Raw genomic sequence first — 15,439 nt, forward strand, 5'->3', positions numbered from 1 at the left:
CACGATCAAGCCCGTCCGGTGAAGGGGAACGGAGCGGCCCCCGACGCGCCCGGTCACCGCAACCCACGTCCCGGCACTCCCGTACTGCCCCGCAACACCACCTCACCCTCCACCCGCACCACCCGGGCCCGCCTCCCGGCCCCCACCTCCTGCAGCGCCAGCGCGATCGCGTTCTCGCCCATCGATGTCAGGGGCAGCGCCACCGTCGTGAGCGGCGGCGACAACTCCCGTACCAGCGGGATGTCGTCGAACCCGGCCAGCGACACATCCTCCGGCACCCGCGACCCCGCCTCCCGCAGCGCCGCCAGCGCCCCGACCGCCATCACATCGGTCACCGCGAAGACACACGTGGGCCGGGCCCGGGACGGCGACCGCGCCGCGGAGAGCAGCAGGCGCCGCGCCGCCTCGTACCCGCCGTCACGGGTGAACGCCCCCTCCACCACCTGGTCGAGCCCGATGCCCGCCTCGGCGAGCCCCTCCCGGAACCCGGCCAACCGGTCGGAGACCGTCGTCAGCTCGGGCGGCCCGCTGAGTACCGCGAACCTCCGATGGCCCAGCCCCACCAGTGCCCGGGCCAGCGCAGCCGCCCCCGCCTGGTTCTCCGGTTGTACGGTGTCCACCCGCAGGCTGCGGTGTCGGCTGACGACCGCCACCCGCCCGCCGGCCCTGACATACGGCTCCAGTTCGGTATCCATGGCCCGCTCCCATGCGCGGTCCTGGAAGCCCGAGCCGATCAGCAGGATCGCCCGCGCGCGCTGAGCCCGCAGCATGGAGACGTAACTGATCTCCCGCGCCGGCTCCCGGAACGTGGAGGCCAGCATGACGAGCAGCCCCCGTTCCGCAGCCGCCCGCATCACACCGCTGGAGATCGCCGCGAAGTAAGGATCGCTGACGTCATGACAGATGACCCCCACCGTGCGGTTGTTGGCGGCACTGGCGAGCGCCTGGGCATGTGCGTTGGGGATGTAGCCGAGCCGTTCCGCCGCCGCGTGCACCCGTTGTCGCAGATTGTCGCGGACCGTGGCCGTACCGTTGAGCGCCCGTGAAGCGGTGGCCGGTGAGACCCCGGCCTCCCGGGCCACGGCGTCGAGCGTGACATGGGCCGTGGCCGCGACGGCGCGGCGTGCTCCCGGACGGTCCCGCGTCGTCCGTCCGCTGGTCACGCGTTCACTCAACTCGACCCCCAAGGGCGCGGTGGCGGCAGGCTTCCGAAACTTCAGGACGACCTATTGACCGTGCATGCAGGCAGTCATTAGCGTGGCGGCACCTTACCAGAAAGCGCTTTCTGAAAGCGCCTTCTCCGTCATTGCAGGATCGCACAACTCTCGACAACTGGCCCCCGAAGTGCAGGGAGTTCACCGTGAGCCAGAGTGCCTTGACCAGAAGTCCCGCCGAAGTGGCGGGAGTTGCCCGGCGGGCTGGGCCGTCCGCGGGGGAGCGGCTGGCGCGGGCGGCCGAGCAGAGCTGGCGCCCGGTGGCCCTGCTGCTGGCCTGCTTCGTCGTCTGGTGGGTGATCTCGGCGGCCGAGCTGGTGGAGTCGTATCTCGTGCCGTCGCCCGGTGCGACACTCGATGTCCTCACGGGGAAGACGAGTTATCTCTGGCAGCACAGCTGGGTGACCACGTACGAGACGCTGCTCGGTTTCGTGATCGCCGTGGCCGTCGGCGTGCTGGCGGCCGTGGTCATGGTGTACTCCTCCACCGTCGAGCGCACGCTCTACCCCATTCTGCTGTTCGCGCAGGTCGTACCGAAGATCGCGATCGCGCCGCTGTTCGTGGTCTGGCTCGGCTTCGGTATCGCGCCGAAGATCCTCATCGCCGTTCTGATCGCCTTCTTCCCGGTGGTGATCTCCATGGTCACGGGACTCAAAGCGGTCGACCCGGAGATGCTTCAGCTGTCGGCGACGATGGGTGCCAAGCCCTGGCAGACCTTCCTGAAGATCCGTTTCCCTGCGTCCCTTCCACATCTCTTCTCCGGTCTCAAGGTCGCGGTCACCCTGGCCGTGACCGGTGCCGTCGTCGGCGAGTTCGTGGGTGCCAACGAGGGGCTGGGCTATGTGATCCTGCAGGCCAACGGCAACCTCGACACCCCGATGCTCTTCGCCGGGCTGCTGGTGATGTCTCTGATCGGCGTCGTCCTCTTCGTTGTGGTCGAGATCGCCGAGCGGCTCCTGCTCCCCTGGCACGCCAGCCGCCGCGATGCGCCGGCCACCACCTCGTACTGATCGCCACTTTGTCCCGTACCGAGCGCCACCCATTGATTGCTGTCACGGACCCCGTCGCCAGAAGGGCCAGCCCATGCACGCGCGCAGACTCCTGATCGGTGTCGTACCTCTTGTCCTGCTGGCCACGGCCTGCGGCGGGAACGACGCGTCGAAATCCACCGATGACTCGGGCAAGAAGCTGGACAAGGTCACGCTGACGCTCAACTGGTATCCGTACGGCGAACACGCGCCGTTCTACTACGGCAAGCAGCAGAAGATCTTCGAGAAGCACGGCATCGACCTGACGATCCAGGCCGGCCAGGGCTCGCAGAAGACGGTGCAGGCGACCGCCGCCGGGCAGACCGACTTCGGCTGGGCCGACACCCCGGCGCTGCTGGCCGCGGTCGACCAGGGGGTGCAGGTCAAGAGCCTCGGCGTCTTCCTGCAGACGACCCCCGCGTCCGTGCAGTCCTTCGACGCCAAGGGCATCGGGTCGCCCGCCGATCTGAAGGGCAAGACGATCGCCGGGACGGCCGGTGACGCGCTCTCCAAGACGTTCCCGATCTTCCTGAAGAAGAACAACATCGACGAGTCGGAGGTGAAGGTCCAGAACACCGACCCGGCGGGCAAGATCGCCGCGGTGATCTCCGGGAAGACGGACGGACTGCTCGGCTACGCGAGCGACCAGGGCCCGACCATGCAGGAGAAGGCCAAGAAGCCCGTCTCGTATCTGCGCTTCTCCGAGAACGGGCTGAACTTCTACTCCAACGGTCTGCTCGCCGGGCAGAAGCTTCTCGCCTCCAAGTCCGAGCTGGCGGGTCGCATGGCGCAGGCGGTCAGCGAGGCATGGGCCGCCGCGGCGAAGGCGCCCGAGCCTGCGGTCGCGGCCATGGACGGGGCGTCGGAGCAACTGCCGCCGAAGACCGTGCTGGCAGAGCAGTTCAAGACGACGCTCACGCTGCTGCACACCACGTCGACCGAGGGCAAGGCGCCCGGCGTCAACGACGAGGCGGACTGGCAGCAGACCATCGACGTCTTCGCCGAGGCCGGAATGGTCAGCAAGCCCAAGTCCGTGGCGGAGTACTGGGACGCGAAGACGGCGCTGAAGGGATGACGATGCCGAAGCAGGACGCGAAGCCCCGGGACCCGCTCGGTGCGAGCGGCCGTGGCGCCGTCACCCCGGCCGTCGGCGTGTCGGACGTCTCGGTCCGGTTCCGTGGCAAGAACCGCGATGTCACCGCCCTGAGCGAGGTCTCGCTCGATGTGGCTCCGGGCGAGTTCGTCGCCCTGGTCGGACCGTCCGGATGCGGCAAGTCGACGCTGCTGAAGCTGGTCGCCGGACTGCTGAAGCCGTCCTCGGGCGAGGTGCGGCTCGGCGGCGAACGGGTCACGGGCCCACGGCACGACATCGGTTACGTGTTCCAGCGCGCCGCCCTCCTGGAGTGGCGTTCCGCGCGCCGCAACATCCTTCTGCAGGCGGAGATCCGGAAGATGCCGGCGGCCAGGGCGCGCGACCGGGCCGACGCGCTGATCCGGATGACCGGGCTCGGCGGCTTCGAGGACGCGTATCCGCACGAGCTGTCCGGCGGGATGCAGCAACGGGTCGCGCTGTGCCGCGCGTTGCTGCACGAACCGCCGGTGCTGCTGATGGACGAGCCGTTCGGTGCGCTCGACGCCCTCACGCGTGAGCAGATGAACATGGAACTGAACCGCATCTGGCGGGAGACCGGCACCACCGTGCTGCTGGTCACCCACTCGATCTCGGAGGCGGTCTATCTGGCCGACCGGGTGGTGGTGATGAGCCCACGGCCCGGCACCATCACCGAGATCATCGAGGTGGGGCTGGAAGCGGAACGGGAGTACGGCGAGACGGTGGGCCGCCCGGAATTCCGGGACGCGGCGGCCCACATCCGCGATCTGCTCGGCGCGGCGTCCGCCCACGACTGATCGGGGCGGTCCGCCCCGTCACCACGCGAGGGTGCCGGGGCCCGCACGGCAAGGCGCCCGGTGCGGGCCCCGGCGTCACACCGGCGCGAACGCGTCCGCCGGCATCTCGGTCTGCGTGGCCGGCAGCGGGTTGCCGGTGTGCCCCATGCCCGCGAACTGACCGGCCGCCTCACGATCGGCCGAGCCGTGCAGCTGCGCCCGGGCGAGCACCGTACCTGCCGGCGCCCGCCGCGACATCCCGGCGTCGCCGGCGGCGGCCGGTACATGGGCGGCCACCCAGCCGGCCGCCCCCGGCCCTGCTGACCCGTCGGTGAAGACCGGCAGGAGCGGCCCGAGTACCGCTCGGGCCGCTCCAGCGTGTCGGGGGCCGGTGCGGTGCATCGCAAGGCGGAGGATCGCCCTCGTACCGGACGTACTCGGGTGAGGCGACAACGCAGCGAGGTGCCGTGCCGGGCGTCGCGTGCCGAGCGCTCATTTTGTGAGCTCCTCCCAGGGAGCGCAGGCGTGCACGGGGGCTCTCCGATGCGGCCGCGGAGTGGGCCACCGTTTCCGCCATGGCCCTCGCAGCACCGTCGTACGCGTCCCTGATCAGGTCGTTGAGCAAGTCGTCGCGGCCGGCGAAGCAGCGGCGGAGCGCCGGGACCGAGATGCCCATGTCCTCGACGATCCGGGTGAGAGCGAACGCCGGCGTCGAGCAGGCCTACGACCTCCGACAAACCTCTCCCGGCCACCGTGGACACGACCCTCACCCGGTACGGGCAGTTGCTCGCCGCCCACTGAGCACGCAGCGGCCCCGGGGAGGCGGAATGCTCCCCGGGGCCGCTGCGCGCGCCGGTCCGCTCAGTACCGCAGGCGCGACAGATACGTATAGCTGGCGAGCGCCGAGGCGAACGGATCAGCCGGTGAGTCGTGCTCCACCAGCCACTGCTTCACCCCGCCCCGCCGCGCGGTGTCGAACATCGCCGGGAAGTCCAGCACCCCCGACCCGACATCGGCGAAGCTCCCGTTCGGCGCCATGTCCTTCACATGCAGCGCCGGGAAGCGCCGGGGATGGCGTACGAACATCTCGCCCGGCGCCGAGGCGCCACCGTTGGCCGCCCAGTACAGATCCAGTTCGAAGCCGACGAGTTCCGGATCGGTCTCGGCGAGCAGGATGTCGTACAGGCTGACCCCGTTCACCACCTGATGGTCCGTGCCGTGATTGTGGTAGAGCAGCTTCAGTCCGGACTCGCGGGCGGCCAGTCCTGCCTTGTTGAACTCCCGGGCCGCCTCGCGGTATCCGGCCGGACTGTGCAGCGATCCGGGCAGACTGGGCACGACGATCCACTTGCCGCCCAGCGTATGGATGTCCTCCAGCGCCTGCGGCAGCCCGGCGCCCTTCACGATGTCGTACGCGACATGTTCGAGGACCGCCTTGAGCCGTGTCTCGTCCAGCATCCGCCGGATGTCGGCCGCGCTTTTGCCGTGCCGGCCGCTCACCCCGACCGTCGCGTACCCGATCTCCGCCAGCCGCTCCAGCGTGCCTCGGAAGTCCGTCGCCAGAGGGGTCCGCATGGTGTACAGGTGCATGCCGATCCCGGACGGCGGGATGGGGCGGGAGGGCCCGGATTCCGTGGCGGCCGCCGGGATCGTACCGACCCCGGCAGCCGCGGCGACGCCCAGAGCCGTACCGAGAAACGCACGTCGTGTGCCGTTCATATCGTCTCTTTCCTCTCAGTCGACGCTGCTCAGCTCACGTCGATGCGGATGGAACCGGTGGTCGTGTCGCCCTTGTCGTCGGTGACCGTCAGATGCGCGGTGTACGCACCCTTGCGGCCGTAGGTGTGCGTTGCCGTGGCGCCCTCGGGCCCTGTGGCTTTGACGTTGTCGCCGAAGTCCCAGTGGTAGGAGGTGATCGTGCGCCCGGCCGCCGGCTTGACCACACTGCTCAGCGCGACGGCGAGGGGAGTGGTGCCTGTGGCCGGGTCCGCCTTCACCGTGACCTGCGTACCGGGTTTCTTCTCGACGCCGGACCCGTTGAAGTGCAGCCAGTCCACGGCGAAGAGGTCGGCCTTGTCGCTCGACCACTCCGGGTTGGTGAACACCGCGTACAGCTTCACGCTGCTCCCCGGGTCCTCCAGGGCCGTGGTCGGCGAGACGATCTTGCCCCAGTCCCCGGTGTTCGGCACGGTCACCTTCCCGAGCAGCTGCCCCGTCGGGGAACCCGCCCGGAACTCGACAGTGCCACCGATCCCGCCGGAGGCCGCGCCGACCGTCACCGAGTCGATGTTCTTCAGATGCACCGGATCGAAGCTGATCCAGTCACCGTCCTCGATCTCTGTCAGCCGCTTCCCGCCGGAGGCGTCGGTCCTGTTGCCGACCACCACCCCGTCGTGGGCTCCGCCCGTCGCCGTGAAGTGCTCCGCCTCACGGAACGCGGTGCGCAGTGTCAGTGAGGTAGAGCCGGTGAGCGCCGGGGCGTCCGGGGCGCCCTTGTCCTCGTAGCGGGCGGTGATCCCGTAGTACAGATTCTGACCCGCGCCGTGGCTGTCCCCGGCATCCGTGACGATCTCGCCCGCGCAGCCGGTGTAGTTGTCGAGCGGATGCAGATGCGTGTCATGGCCGAGCTGCGACTGCACGACCACCCGCGAACAGTCGATCGGCTGTCCGTTCCTCTCGTCCTCCTTGTCCTTCACCTTCACCGTGAACGGGATGGTGTCGCCGAAGCTGAACATCCCCCCGTTCGGCGGCTGTTTGATCGTGACTTCGGGCCGGGTGTTGCCGACGGTGATGTCCTGCACCGCCTGCGCGGTCAGACCACCGGGCCCGGTGACGGTCAGCCGCGCCGTGGTGAGCCCCTTGGTCTGGTACGTGTACGAGGGGTTCGGCTCCGTCGAGTCCGTGGTGCCGTTGCCGTCGAAGTCCCAGGCATACGTGACAGGTCGGCCGTCCGGCAGCCCGGAACCGGCGCTGGAGAACGCGACGGTGAGCGGCGCCGGACCGTTGTCCCGGCTGGCGGTGATCTTCGCGTCGGGCAGCCGTCCGTCACCGACGTAGTCGATCCGGTAGATGCCCGACCCCTCGTTGCTGCCGCCACGGCCGGTGCCGCTGCCGAGCCCGAAGTCGATGACGTACAGCGACCCGTCGGGACCGAAGTCGGCATCGAACGGCTGGTTCCACTTCATGTCCGCGAAGACGCCGTTGATCGACTGGAGTTCACCGGCCTTGACGGGAGCGAACCGCGGATTGCTGAAGGTCTGGTCCTTCTGCTGGAAGGAGAATGTCTTGAACCACTGCCGGGTCAACTCGTAGGTGAACCACTTCCCCTCGAAGTACTCGGGGAACTTGGTGCGGGACGGGTTGTCGGGGTCGTAGTCGTAGACCGGACCGCTCATCGGGCCACCGCCGCCGGTCCCGAGCTCCGGGAACTCGGCGGATGCGGAGTAGGCGTACCAGACCGTCGCGGGCTGCGCGGGCGGCAGATTCCGCAGCCCGGTGTTGTTCGGCGAGTCATTGACGATCGCCGCGCAGTCGAACTTCGGACCGGACGTTTTCGTTGTGAAGTCGTAGTCGTTGAACGGGGTGTTGTTGCCGATGCAGTACGGCCAGCCGAAATTCCCCGCCTTGGTGATCCGGGTGTACTCGACCGTGCCTTCCGGCCCGCGATTGGCGACGGCGGCCTTGGCGTCCGGGCCGTAGTCGGCGACCATCAGCGCGCCGCTCACCGGATCCGTGGTGATCCGGAACGGGTTGCGCATTCCCATCGCATAGATCTCCGGGCGGGTCTTCTCCGTACCGGGCGCGAAGAGATTGCCGTCGGGGACGGTGTATGTGCCGTCGTCCTTCGGGGTGATGCGCAGGACCTTGCCACGCAGATCGTTCGTATTGCCCGCCGTGCCCTGGGCGTCCCAGGCGCGGCGGCCATCGCCCTCGTCGATCGGGCTGAACCCGTCCGACGCGAACGGGTCGGTGTTGTCACCCGTCGCCGCGTACAGATTCCCGTTCTTGTCGAAGGCGAGCGACCCGGCCATATGGGAGTTGGCCCGGCCCTCGCCGCGCCAGGTCGGAATGGTCAGCAGCCTCTTCTCCGAGGCGGGGTCGACCGTGTTGCCCGTGACCGTGAAGCGGGAGAGGTTGAGCCGTTTCTCGGTCTTGTCGGAATGCAGCAGATAGAGCCAGTTGTTCGTGGCGAAGCCCGGATCGAGCGCGAGACCGAGCAGCCCGTCGGACTGGCTGGTCATCTCGGGCGTGTACGCGAAGTCCAGTGCCGTTGTGACCTTCATGGTCTGCTGGTCGATGACCTTGAGCTTCCCGGTGCGCTGGGCGAAGAACACCCGGCGGTCCGGGGCGACCGCCAGTTCGAACGGGTCGGCGAGGTCGCTGGTGGCCAGTGCCGTGCGCTGGAAGGAACCGGTCCGAGTCGCCGTGCAGTCACCGGACTTGGCGCCTGCGGCCCACTCGATGCCGCCCAGCAGATGCTTGACGAAGCCCTCCTCCTGGAAGGCCGACGCGGCATGGCCGCCGGCGGTGAACCAGGAGCGGCCGCCGTCGTAGTTCTGGCACCAGGACCACGGATGGTCCACGCCCTCGTCCAGACCGGTGATGCCGTCGCGCACCTTGATCTGCGCGAGCGTGTGCACCTTGGAGGTCGGATTGGTACGCCAGTTGTACCACTCCTCCGTACGCTCCCAGAGGTCCGGAAGGCCCTTGGTGGAGGGGTGCGCATGGTCGAGTACCTTGATCCGGCCGGTCTGCACCGCGGGATGCTGATCGAAGATCGCGCCTACCAGGCCCTCGTACCAGTCCCAGTCGCGTTCACTCGCCGACGCGGCGTGCAGCCCGACCCAGCCACCGCCCGCACGGATGTACTTCTGGAGCGCGGAACGCTCGTCGGTACTCAGCAAGTTGCCGCTCTGCGGCGTGGAGTTGGTGTTGTTGAAGACGATGGCCTGGAAGCGGGCGAGATCGGAGTCATTGAATACGGCCGAGTCGTCGGTGGCCTCGACTTCGAAGCCGTTCTCGGTGCCGAGCTTCTTGATCGCTTCGATCCCCGCAGGAATCGAGTCGTGCCTGAAGTTGGTGACCTCGGAGTAGACAAGGACCCGGAACGGGGCCGCGTGGGCGCGAGGCGGCGAAGCCACCAACAGGCCGAGGACCAGGGCGAGAAGTGCGGTGAGGGCGAGGAGGGATGAGGGCAATCCTCGCGACGGGTGTCTGCTGAACGGATGGTGACTCATGGGCGCTCCCTGTGCGGTAGATGCCGACTACGGGATGTAGAAAGCGCTTTCTGAAGTACGCCGTTCAGAGTAGGTTCACGTCTTCCGCGGGGTCAATGGGTCGGCAGGGCTCTCTGTGACTCTGCTGTGAGGGGGTGCGGCCCTGCTGTGGACGGCTCGGGGCGGCGGCCGGGTCCCGCGCTCAGGGCGATTGTCAGTGCCGGGCGCTACGGTCGATTCCGACCGCACCTGCCTGGTTCACCGGATCGGAGACCGTGGATGACCACCGCCGACGACGTCCGCACCATCGCGCTCGCTCTGCCCGACACGGCCGAGAAACTGGCCTGGGGACAGCCCACATTCCGGGTGGCCGGGAAGATCTTCGCCGCGCTCGGCGACGACGACATGACGATGGGCGTGAAGTGCCCGGTCGAGGACCGGGCGGAGCTGATCGCCGCCGAACCGCAGAAGTTCTTCACGCGCAAGGGCCACGACGACACCTACGCGTGGCTCCGGGTGCGGCTCGCCGCACTGGACGACGTGGACGAACTGACGGCGATCCTCGCCGATTCCTGGCGCCAGGCGGCACCCCGAAAACTGCAGGACGCCCATCCGGATCTGGGCCGGGCCGTGGCCGACGGCGAGGGCGCCGCCTGACAGCTTCCGGAGAGGGGGAGGGGTGTGGGACGTGTTGGGCGCGGCTCCGGAAGCGCATCGGCTGCCGCCGCCGCCCCGCCCCGGTCAGCCGCCCAGGAAGCCGGTGATCCGCTCCCGCAGTCCGTGCGGATCCAGGCCGTGTGCGGCGAGATGTTCGTCCATCTGTCCGTACCGGCGAAGCTCCGCCTTCCCCACCCCGAGCCCCAGCACCCGGTGCGGCAGATCGACGAGCGCGTCGTTGGCGGCGCCCGTCGACGTGCCCGCCAGGTACGGTTCGACGATCACCACGTCCGCCGTCTCCCGGCCCCCGACCGCGCGCCGGAGTCCCGCCGCGTCGAAGGGGCGCACGGTTGTCGCGTACAGCACCGTCACATCCAGGCCGTCCGTCGCTGCCAGGACGTTGTCGAGCATGGGGCCGACGGCGATCACCGCCCCGTTGCTCCCCTCCCGCACCGGCGTGAACCCGGCACCGACCGCCCGGGCCCGCTCGTTCTGCTGGAGCGAGAGCCGCAGGTAGACCTTGTCCTCCCCGGCGGCAGCCTGCCGCAGCAGGGCCTCCGCCTCGTCGGGGTGGCCCGGCACTTGCACCGTCCAGCCGTCGAGGGTGCCCATCAGCGCGACATCGCCGGGCGCCATATGGGTGACGCCGCCGGCGGGCCAGTCGTAGGAACCTCCGGCGCTGACCAGCACCCCGGACACGCCCTGATGTCCGAAGTCGAGCTTCACCTGCTCGAAGGGCCGCTCCACCAGGAACGGGGCGAACGTATGCATGATCGGTCGCATCCCGGTCAGTGCCAGTCCGGCCCCCGCGCCGACCAGCAGCTGCTCCCGGATTCCGACATTGATCACCCGGTCCGGATGGGCGCGCTTGGCGCGGTCGAAGCCGTCCCGGCTGATCTCGGCCAGCACGACGGCCAGCCTGGGGTCGTCGTCCAGCAGTCGCGACGCGGTGGTGATGAAACGGTCACGCATGGTGTCCATGGGTCGGTTCTCCCTCGTTCTGAATCGCTGAATCGCTGAATCGCTGAATCGCTGGTGTGCGGTGGTGCGGGGGTCAGTTCTTCGGGGAGACGCGGGCGACCACGGCCCGCGGCTGCCCGGGATGCGGTGCCGTGTATGCCGCGTACAGTGCCTCGTGGTCGTGCCCGTCCACGGTCTCGGCCGACCAGCCGGCCGCCTCGAACCGGGATGCGATGCCGCCGGGCCACCCGAAGGTGGCGGAGGCGTTGTCGATCACCAGGGTGTGCAGCTGCTCGAGTCCGGCCGGACCGGCGTAGGCGATCGCCTCGTGGTTGCTGCCCTCGTCCAGCTCGGCGTCCCCGATCAGCACCCAGACCCGGGGTTGGGTCAGCCCCTGTGCCCGGAGCCCGAGCACACTGCCGACAGCCAGCGGCAATCCGTGTCCCAGCGAACCGCTGCCGATCTCGGCGCCAGGGACGAGCATCCGGTCCGGGTGATGGCCGAGCGGCGACTCGTACCCCCCGAATCCGGGCAGCAGGTCCTCGTCGAGGAAGCCGTGCGCGGCGAGGACGGCGTAGTACGCCATCGGTCCGTGCCCCTTGGAGAGCAGGAACCGGTCCCGGTCCGGGGCCTCGGTGGTGCCGGGGGTGACGCGCAGCACCTGGTCGTACAGAACCCACAGGGCATCGAGGGTGGAGGTGGCCGCGGGCCCGTGCTTCTCGTCGCCAGTCATCAGGCTCATCAGGCGGTTCAGGTCACGGTATGTGTGCGCCGGAGTGGCGGTCTTGATCGTCATGGGTGCAGCATTCAACCTCAAGCATGGTTGAGGTCAAGCGTGGAAAGAGGTTCGTGAGCACCGGCTCAAGTGCGGTATTGTTCTCATGCGCGTTCGGCCAGGGGGAAAGCCCAGGTCAGGCGAGCATCGGGACGTGGCGCAGCTTGGTAGCGCACTTGACTGGGGGTCAAGGGGTCGCAGGTTCAAATCCTGTCGTCCCGACCATGCTTTTCGCAGGTCGGAGGCCGTTCTCTCACTCGTGGGAGGGCGGCCTTTCGTGCGTCCGGGGCGTCGTGGTGGCGGTGTGGTCGCGCGCCCCGTTCGGAGCCGGTCGGGTTTCGGTCAAGCAGTTGGGCGGCCCAGGAGCTGAGGATGCGTAGGGCGTCGTGGGGGTGCCGGGTTCGGCGGTGAGGATCATCAGGCGTGGTCCGGGGCCGGTCCAGGTGTCGCAGTCGAGGGTGACGTCGCCGACGCAATGGTGGCGGTGGCGCTTGGCGCCGTAGCTCGCGCTGTTGACGCGGTGTTCGGCCCGTCAGGTGCGGAAGTCGGGTTCCTGGATGGTCGGTTCGCCGATGAGGTGGGCGAGGTCGGGGTCGTCATCAGTTGCTTGCGTCCACCCTTGATGCTCAGCACGACAAACCCCTCTCAGGTATTCCGCCCCTCGCCGGATTTTGTCACCGCCTTGACTGGTGGCGAATCTGTCATGCAGCCCGTCACCTGTTAAGGTGGTGACGAAAGGCGTGGGGTTTCCCGGTCGGTATGCGAGGCTGGATCCCGCGCGAACGGATGCGGACAGAAGGGTGATGACCATGAGCGACGTCGAGGAGAGGGCGCTGCTGGCGGGCGGCTGCTTCTGGGGCATGCAGGAGCTGATCCGGTCGCTTCCCGGGGTGGTGCGCACCCGGGTGGGTTACAGCGGCGACGACGACACTCCCCACCCCACCTACCGCGACCACGGAAAGCACGCGGAGTCGATCGAGATCGTCTTCGACCCCACGGCCACCGACTACCGCACGATCCTGGAGTACTTCTTCCAGATCCACGACCCGACCACGAAGAACAGGCAGGGCAACGACGTGGGCCTCAGCTACCGCTCCGCCATCTTCTACCTCGATGACGAGCAGCGGCGCGTCGCTCAGGACGCCATCGCCGACGTCGAGGCGTCGGGGCTGTGGCCGGGGCCGGTGGTGACCGAGGTGGTGCCGGCCGGTGCGTTCTGGGATGCCGAGCCGGATCACCAGGACTACCTCCAGCGATACCCGGACGGCTATACCTGCCACTTCCCGCGCCCGAACTGGCGGCTGCCCAAGCGCGCCGAGTCCTGAACACCGGCGCGGCCGTGAAGGGCACCGCCCTTCACGGCCGCGCATCCGACGGATGACGACCGGGCCGTGGGTCGGCCCGGCCTCGGCGTAACCGATGTCGAGGACGCCCGCCTTGACGTGCTTGAGCGTGCTGAAGCCGCTGCGGGCGCCGGGGGTGATGGTGGGCACGGTGGGAGCGGGTACACCGCTCGACTGGTGCGAAGCGGCCGCGTCGGTCGCGGCGGACGCACCCACCGGAAGGCCGGACAGCGAGACCGCGGCTGCGCCGGTGCCCAGGCCGACGGCCTTGCTGAAGGTACGTTCCTCCTGGGCCGTCGACCAGCATCTCTCCGCCGCCCCCGCGCAGGGGGCAGGGGACGGTCAGCTCTCCGCCGCGCAGCGCGGCGGTGACGCCGCCGTCCATCAACAGGTCGGCGTCGGTGATGAAGCCGGCCTGGCGGCCGAGGAGGAATGCGGCGGCATCGGTGACCTCGTCGGGCGTGCCGAAGCGTCCGCCGACCGACACCTCGCGTACCTGCTCGAACCACTCGCGGCGCGGCCCGGCCAGTTCATCCAGGGCCGGCGGGGTGATGATGACGCCGGGGCTCACTGCGTTGAGCCGGGCCTGTCGCTTGCCCCACGCGGCGGCAGCGGTCTGCACCCGCAGCGAGTTCGCCCGCTTGGACAGCGCGTAGGCGTGCACGGTCGTACCGATCTGCTCCCTCTGCGGGAACGGCAGCTCCAGCAGTTTCGCCGTCTCGGTCGTGGCGAGCGCGTGCTCGATCTCCGGTGCGTACGGGCTTTCGCGGTGCCCGGCCATGCTGGCGATCACCAGGCCCGCCCCGGAGCGACGACGCGGGCGAAGGCATCGAGCACCATGGCGGTGCCGAGCAGGTCGACCTGCAGGATCCGCTCGACGGTGGCCTGGGTGGGGGAGACGCCCGCAGTGTGCACGACCTGGGTGACCGGGCCCAGCGCGGCGGCCGCATCGGCCAGGGACTCCACCGCGTCGTGGTCGGCGACATCGGTGACACGGGTGGTCACCGGTGGGCGGGGTTTTCTGGTTCATGGTGGATGCTCCTGTGCTCACCGCTGGTGCCGGGTGCCGGGTGCCGGGTTCAGGGACGGACGAGGACTTTCAGCGCTTCGCGGTCGTTCATCGCCCGGTAGCCGTCGGCGACGTCCTCCAGGCCGACCGTGCGGTCGAAGACGCGGCCGGGGCGGATCGAGCCGTCAAGGATGTGCGGCATCAGTTCCTCGATGTAGGTGCGGGCCGGGGCGACGCCGCCGGTGAGGGTGATATTGCGCATGAAGTCGCCGAAACCGAAGGGGACCTCGGGGTACTGCGGGGCGCCGACACGGCTGATGGTGCCGCCGGCGCGTACGACCCCGAGGCTCTGCACGAGTGCGTCCTTGAGGCCCACACACTCCAGGACCTTGCGGGTGCCCTCGCCACCGGTCAGCTCGCGCACCCGGGCGACGCCTTCGTCACCGCGCTCGGTGACCACATCGGTGGCCCCGAAGTCACGGCCCAGCTCGGTACGTGCCCGATGGCGGCCCATGAGGACGACCTGGTCGGCGCCGAGGAGCTTGGCGGAGAGCACGGTGGCCAGGCCCACGGCACCGTCGCCGACGACGGTGACGCTGTCGCCGTGCTCGACTCCGGCGGTGCGGGCGGCGTGGTAGCCGGTGCACAGAATGTCGGACAGCGTCAGCAGGTCCGGCAGCAGCTCGGAGTCCTCGCCGACGGGCAGCTTCACCAGGGTTCCGTCGGCGTACGGGACCCGCGCGGCCTGGCCCTGACCGCCGTCGACTCCGTTGACGCCCCACTGCCCGCCGTGCAGGCAGGAGGTCTGCAGACCCTCGCGGCAGTAGACGCAGGTGTTGTCGGCCCAGACGAACGGGGCCACCACCACATCACCGGGCCTGAGGCCGTGCACCTCGGAGCCGGTCTCCTCGACCACGCCGAGGAACTCGTGCCCCATGTGGCGTGGGTTGTCGGTAGGCGGCAGCGACTTGTAGGGCCACAGGTCGCTGCCACAGATGCAGGACAGCACGATCCGCACGATCGCGTCGGTGGGCTGTTGGATCTTCGGGTCGGCGACGTCCTCGACGCGTACGTCGCCGGCGGTGTACAGCAGGGTGGCTCGCATGAGCGGAACTCCTCGAAGAGGTGGGGGTGGTAGCGGGTTCAGCGCGATTCCAGGCGGAGGATGGCGGCCGACGCCCGGTCGGTCAGGACGTGTTCGACGATGCTGGTGCAGCGTCCGTACGTGGCGCGGTGGGCGGCATCCACGCCCGCGCATTGGCTCGGATCCGCCTCGGGGAACGTCACTCGGCGCGTTCGGATCGCAGGTCCAGCCGTTCGGCTGTGCCGATCCGCTCCGGATCGGAGCTG

Annotated in this window: 14 protein-coding genes, 1 tRNA gene and 3 pseudogenes; 6 read left to right on the forward strand and 12 right to left on the reverse strand. The window is 69.1% G+C overall.

Annotation, left to right across the window (positions count from 1 at the left end):
• Positions 1 to 53 precede the first annotated feature (53 nt).
• Complete coding sequence (locus ACFU8W_RS00220) at positions 54 to 1,082, reverse strand: LacI family DNA-binding transcriptional regulator (protein WP_384032013.1); 1,029 nt, start codon at positions 1,080 to 1,082, stop codon at positions 54 to 56.
• Positions 1,083 to 1,360: 278 nt separating this feature from the next.
• Between ACFU8W_RS00220 and ACFU8W_RS00225 the strand changes: the two genes are divergently transcribed.
• From ACFU8W_RS00225 to ACFU8W_RS00235, 3 genes are all read left to right on the forward strand, one after another.
• The gene (locus tag ACFU8W_RS00225; RefSeq protein WP_345516433.1) at positions 1,361 to 2,224 is read left to right on the forward strand and encodes an ABC transporter permease; all 864 of its coding nucleotides are present in this window, start codon (positions 1,361 to 1,363) and stop codon (positions 2,222 to 2,224) included.
• A gap of 73 nt (positions 2,225 to 2,297) precedes the next feature.
• Positions 2,298 to 3,317 (forward strand): ABC transporter substrate-binding protein, encoded by a 1,020-nt coding sequence (locus ACFU8W_RS00230; RefSeq protein ID WP_384030803.1) that lies wholly within the window; start codon positions 2,298 to 2,300, stop codon positions 3,315 to 3,317.
• Entirely contained in the window at positions 3,314 to 4,150 is an 837-nt protein-coding gene (locus tag ACFU8W_RS00235) for an ABC transporter ATP-binding protein (RefSeq protein WP_345516437.1), read from the forward strand. Before ACFU8W_RS00230 ends, ACFU8W_RS00235 begins: the two co-directional genes overlap by 4 nt.
• A gap of 75 nt (positions 4,151 to 4,225) precedes the next feature.
• Here ACFU8W_RS00235 and ACFU8W_RS00240 read toward each other — a convergent pair whose 3' ends face one another.
• The 3 genes from ACFU8W_RS00240 to ACFU8W_RS00250 form a co-directional block, all read right to left on the reverse strand.
• Entirely contained in the window at positions 4,226 to 4,531 is a 306-nt protein-coding gene (locus ACFU8W_RS00240; protein WP_384030804.1) for a hypothetical protein, read from the reverse strand.
• A 459-nt stretch (positions 4,532 to 4,990) separates the two neighbouring features.
• A complete protein-coding gene (locus ACFU8W_RS00245) occupies positions 4,991 to 5,848 on the reverse strand; it encodes a sugar phosphate isomerase/epimerase family protein (RefSeq protein ID WP_384030806.1) in 858 nt (285 codons plus the stop codon).
• A 29-nt stretch (positions 5,849 to 5,877) separates the two neighbouring features.
• A complete protein-coding gene (locus ACFU8W_RS00250) occupies positions 5,878 to 9,366 on the reverse strand; it encodes a ThuA domain-containing protein (protein ID WP_384030808.1) in 3,489 nt (1,162 codons plus the stop codon).
• Positions 9,367 to 9,624: 258 nt separating this feature from the next.
• Here ACFU8W_RS00250 and ACFU8W_RS00255 point away from each other — a divergent pair, with 258 nt between their 5' ends.
• A complete protein-coding gene (locus ACFU8W_RS00255; protein WP_384030810.1) occupies positions 9,625 to 10,002 on the forward strand; it encodes an MmcQ/YjbR family DNA-binding protein in 378 nt (125 codons plus the stop codon).
• A gap of 84 nt (positions 10,003 to 10,086) precedes the next feature.
• Here ACFU8W_RS00255 and ACFU8W_RS00260 read toward each other — a convergent pair whose 3' ends face one another.
• Together ACFU8W_RS00260 and ACFU8W_RS00265 are read right to left on the reverse strand one after the other, a co-directional pair.
• Positions 10,087 to 10,983, reverse strand: a complete 897-nt coding sequence (locus ACFU8W_RS00260) for a transketolase family protein (RefSeq protein ID WP_384030812.1) — start codon at positions 10,981 to 10,983, stop codon at positions 10,087 to 10,089.
• A 73-nt stretch (positions 10,984 to 11,056) separates the two neighbouring features.
• The gene (locus ACFU8W_RS00265) at positions 11,057 to 11,758 is read right to left on the reverse strand and encodes a transketolase (RefSeq protein ID WP_384030814.1); all 702 of its coding nucleotides are present in this window, start codon (positions 11,756 to 11,758) and stop codon (positions 11,057 to 11,059) included.
• A 127-nt stretch (positions 11,759 to 11,885) separates the two neighbouring features.
• Here ACFU8W_RS00265 and ACFU8W_RS00270 point away from each other — a divergent pair.
• Positions 11,886 to 11,962, forward strand: a tRNA-Pro gene (locus ACFU8W_RS00270).
• Between the two features lie 125 nt (positions 11,963 to 12,087).
• Here ACFU8W_RS00270 and ACFU8W_RS00275 read toward each other — a convergent pair.
• Positions 12,088 to 12,344: pseudogene (locus tag ACFU8W_RS00275) on the reverse strand (transcriptional regulator); the annotation flags it as partial.
• A gap of 202 nt (positions 12,345 to 12,546) precedes the next feature.
• On the opposite strand from ACFU8W_RS00275, the gene msrA reads away from it, so the two are divergent.
• Positions 12,547 to 13,062 (forward strand): peptide-methionine (S)-S-oxide reductase MsrA, encoded by a 516-nt coding sequence (gene msrA, locus ACFU8W_RS00280; RefSeq protein WP_345516451.1) that lies wholly within the window; start codon positions 12,547 to 12,549, stop codon positions 13,060 to 13,062.
• A gap of 51 nt (positions 13,063 to 13,113) precedes the next feature.
• Here the strand turns inward: msrA and ACFU8W_RS00285 are convergent.
• The 5 genes and pseudogenes from ACFU8W_RS00285 to ACFU8W_RS00305 form a co-directional block, all read right to left on the reverse strand.
• A pseudogene (locus tag ACFU8W_RS00285) lies at positions 13,114 to 13,338 on the reverse strand (alpha/beta hydrolase); the annotation flags it as partial.
• A 169-nt stretch (positions 13,339 to 13,507) separates the two neighbouring features.
• A pseudogene (locus ACFU8W_RS00290) lies at positions 13,508 to 13,861 on the reverse strand (SDR family oxidoreductase); the annotation flags it as partial.
• An 8-nt stretch (positions 13,862 to 13,869) separates the two neighbouring features.
• Positions 13,870 to 14,085 carry a hypothetical protein gene (locus ACFU8W_RS00295; protein ID WP_384030817.1) on the reverse strand — a complete coding sequence of 72 codons (216 nt, stop codon included), beginning with the start codon at positions 14,083 to 14,085 and terminating at the stop codon, positions 13,870 to 13,872.
• 74 nt (positions 14,086 to 14,159) lie between these two features.
• Positions 14,160 to 15,194: a zinc-binding dehydrogenase gene (locus ACFU8W_RS00300; RefSeq protein WP_384030819.1), complete on the reverse strand. Its 1,035-nt coding sequence runs from the start codon at positions 15,192 to 15,194 to the stop codon at positions 14,160 to 14,162.
• A 38-nt stretch (positions 15,195 to 15,232) separates the two neighbouring features.
• On the reverse strand, positions 15,233 to 15,376 hold the full coding sequence (locus ACFU8W_RS00305) for a hypothetical protein (RefSeq protein ID WP_384030821.1): 144 nt from the start codon (positions 15,374 to 15,376) through the stop codon (positions 15,233 to 15,235).
• Positions 15,377 to 15,439: the final 63 nt, after the last annotated feature.

It is taken from the genome of Streptomyces sp. NPDC057565 (assembly GCF_042801455.1).
Taxonomy (GTDB): domain Bacteria; phylum Actinomycetota; class Actinomycetes; order Streptomycetales; family Streptomycetaceae; genus Streptomyces; species Streptomyces yanii.

Excerpts from the sequence above, each read along its gene's own strand:
- ACFU8W_RS00240 (WP_384030804.1), bottom strand. The coding sequence starts at position 4,531 with ATGCACCGCACCGGCCCCCGACACGCTGGAGCGGCCCGAGCGGTACTC.
- ACFU8W_RS00255 (WP_384030810.1), top strand. The coding sequence starts at position 9,625 with ATGACCACCGCCGACGACGTCCGCACCATCGCGCTCGCTCTGCCCGAC.
- ACFU8W_RS00235 (WP_345516437.1), top strand. The coding sequence starts at position 3,314 with ATGACGATGCCGAAGCAGGACGCGAAGCCCCGGGACCCGCTCGGTGCG.
- ACFU8W_RS00265 (WP_384030814.1), bottom strand. The coding sequence starts at position 11,758 with ATGACGATCAAGACCGCCACTCCGGCGCACACATACCGTGACCTGAAC.
- ACFU8W_RS00230 (WP_384030803.1), top strand. The coding sequence starts at position 2,298 with ATGCACGCGCGCAGACTCCTGATCGGTGTCGTACCTCTTGTCCTGCTG.
- ACFU8W_RS00250 (WP_384030808.1), bottom strand. The coding sequence starts at position 9,366 with ATGAGTCACCATCCGTTCAGCAGACACCCGTCGCGAGGATTGCCCTCA.
- msrA (WP_345516451.1), top strand. The coding sequence starts at position 12,547 with ATGAGCGACGTCGAGGAGAGGGCGCTGCTGGCGGGCGGCTGCTTCTGG.
- ACFU8W_RS00260 (WP_384030812.1), bottom strand. The coding sequence starts at position 10,983 with ATGGACACCATGCGTGACCGTTTCATCACCACCGCGTCGCGACTGCTG.
- ACFU8W_RS00245 (WP_384030806.1), bottom strand. The coding sequence starts at position 5,848 with ATGAACGGCACACGACGTGCGTTTCTCGGTACGGCTCTGGGCGTCGCC.
- ACFU8W_RS00300 (WP_384030819.1), bottom strand. The coding sequence starts at position 15,194 with ATGCGAGCCACCCTGCTGTACACCGCCGGCGACGTACGCGTCGAGGAC.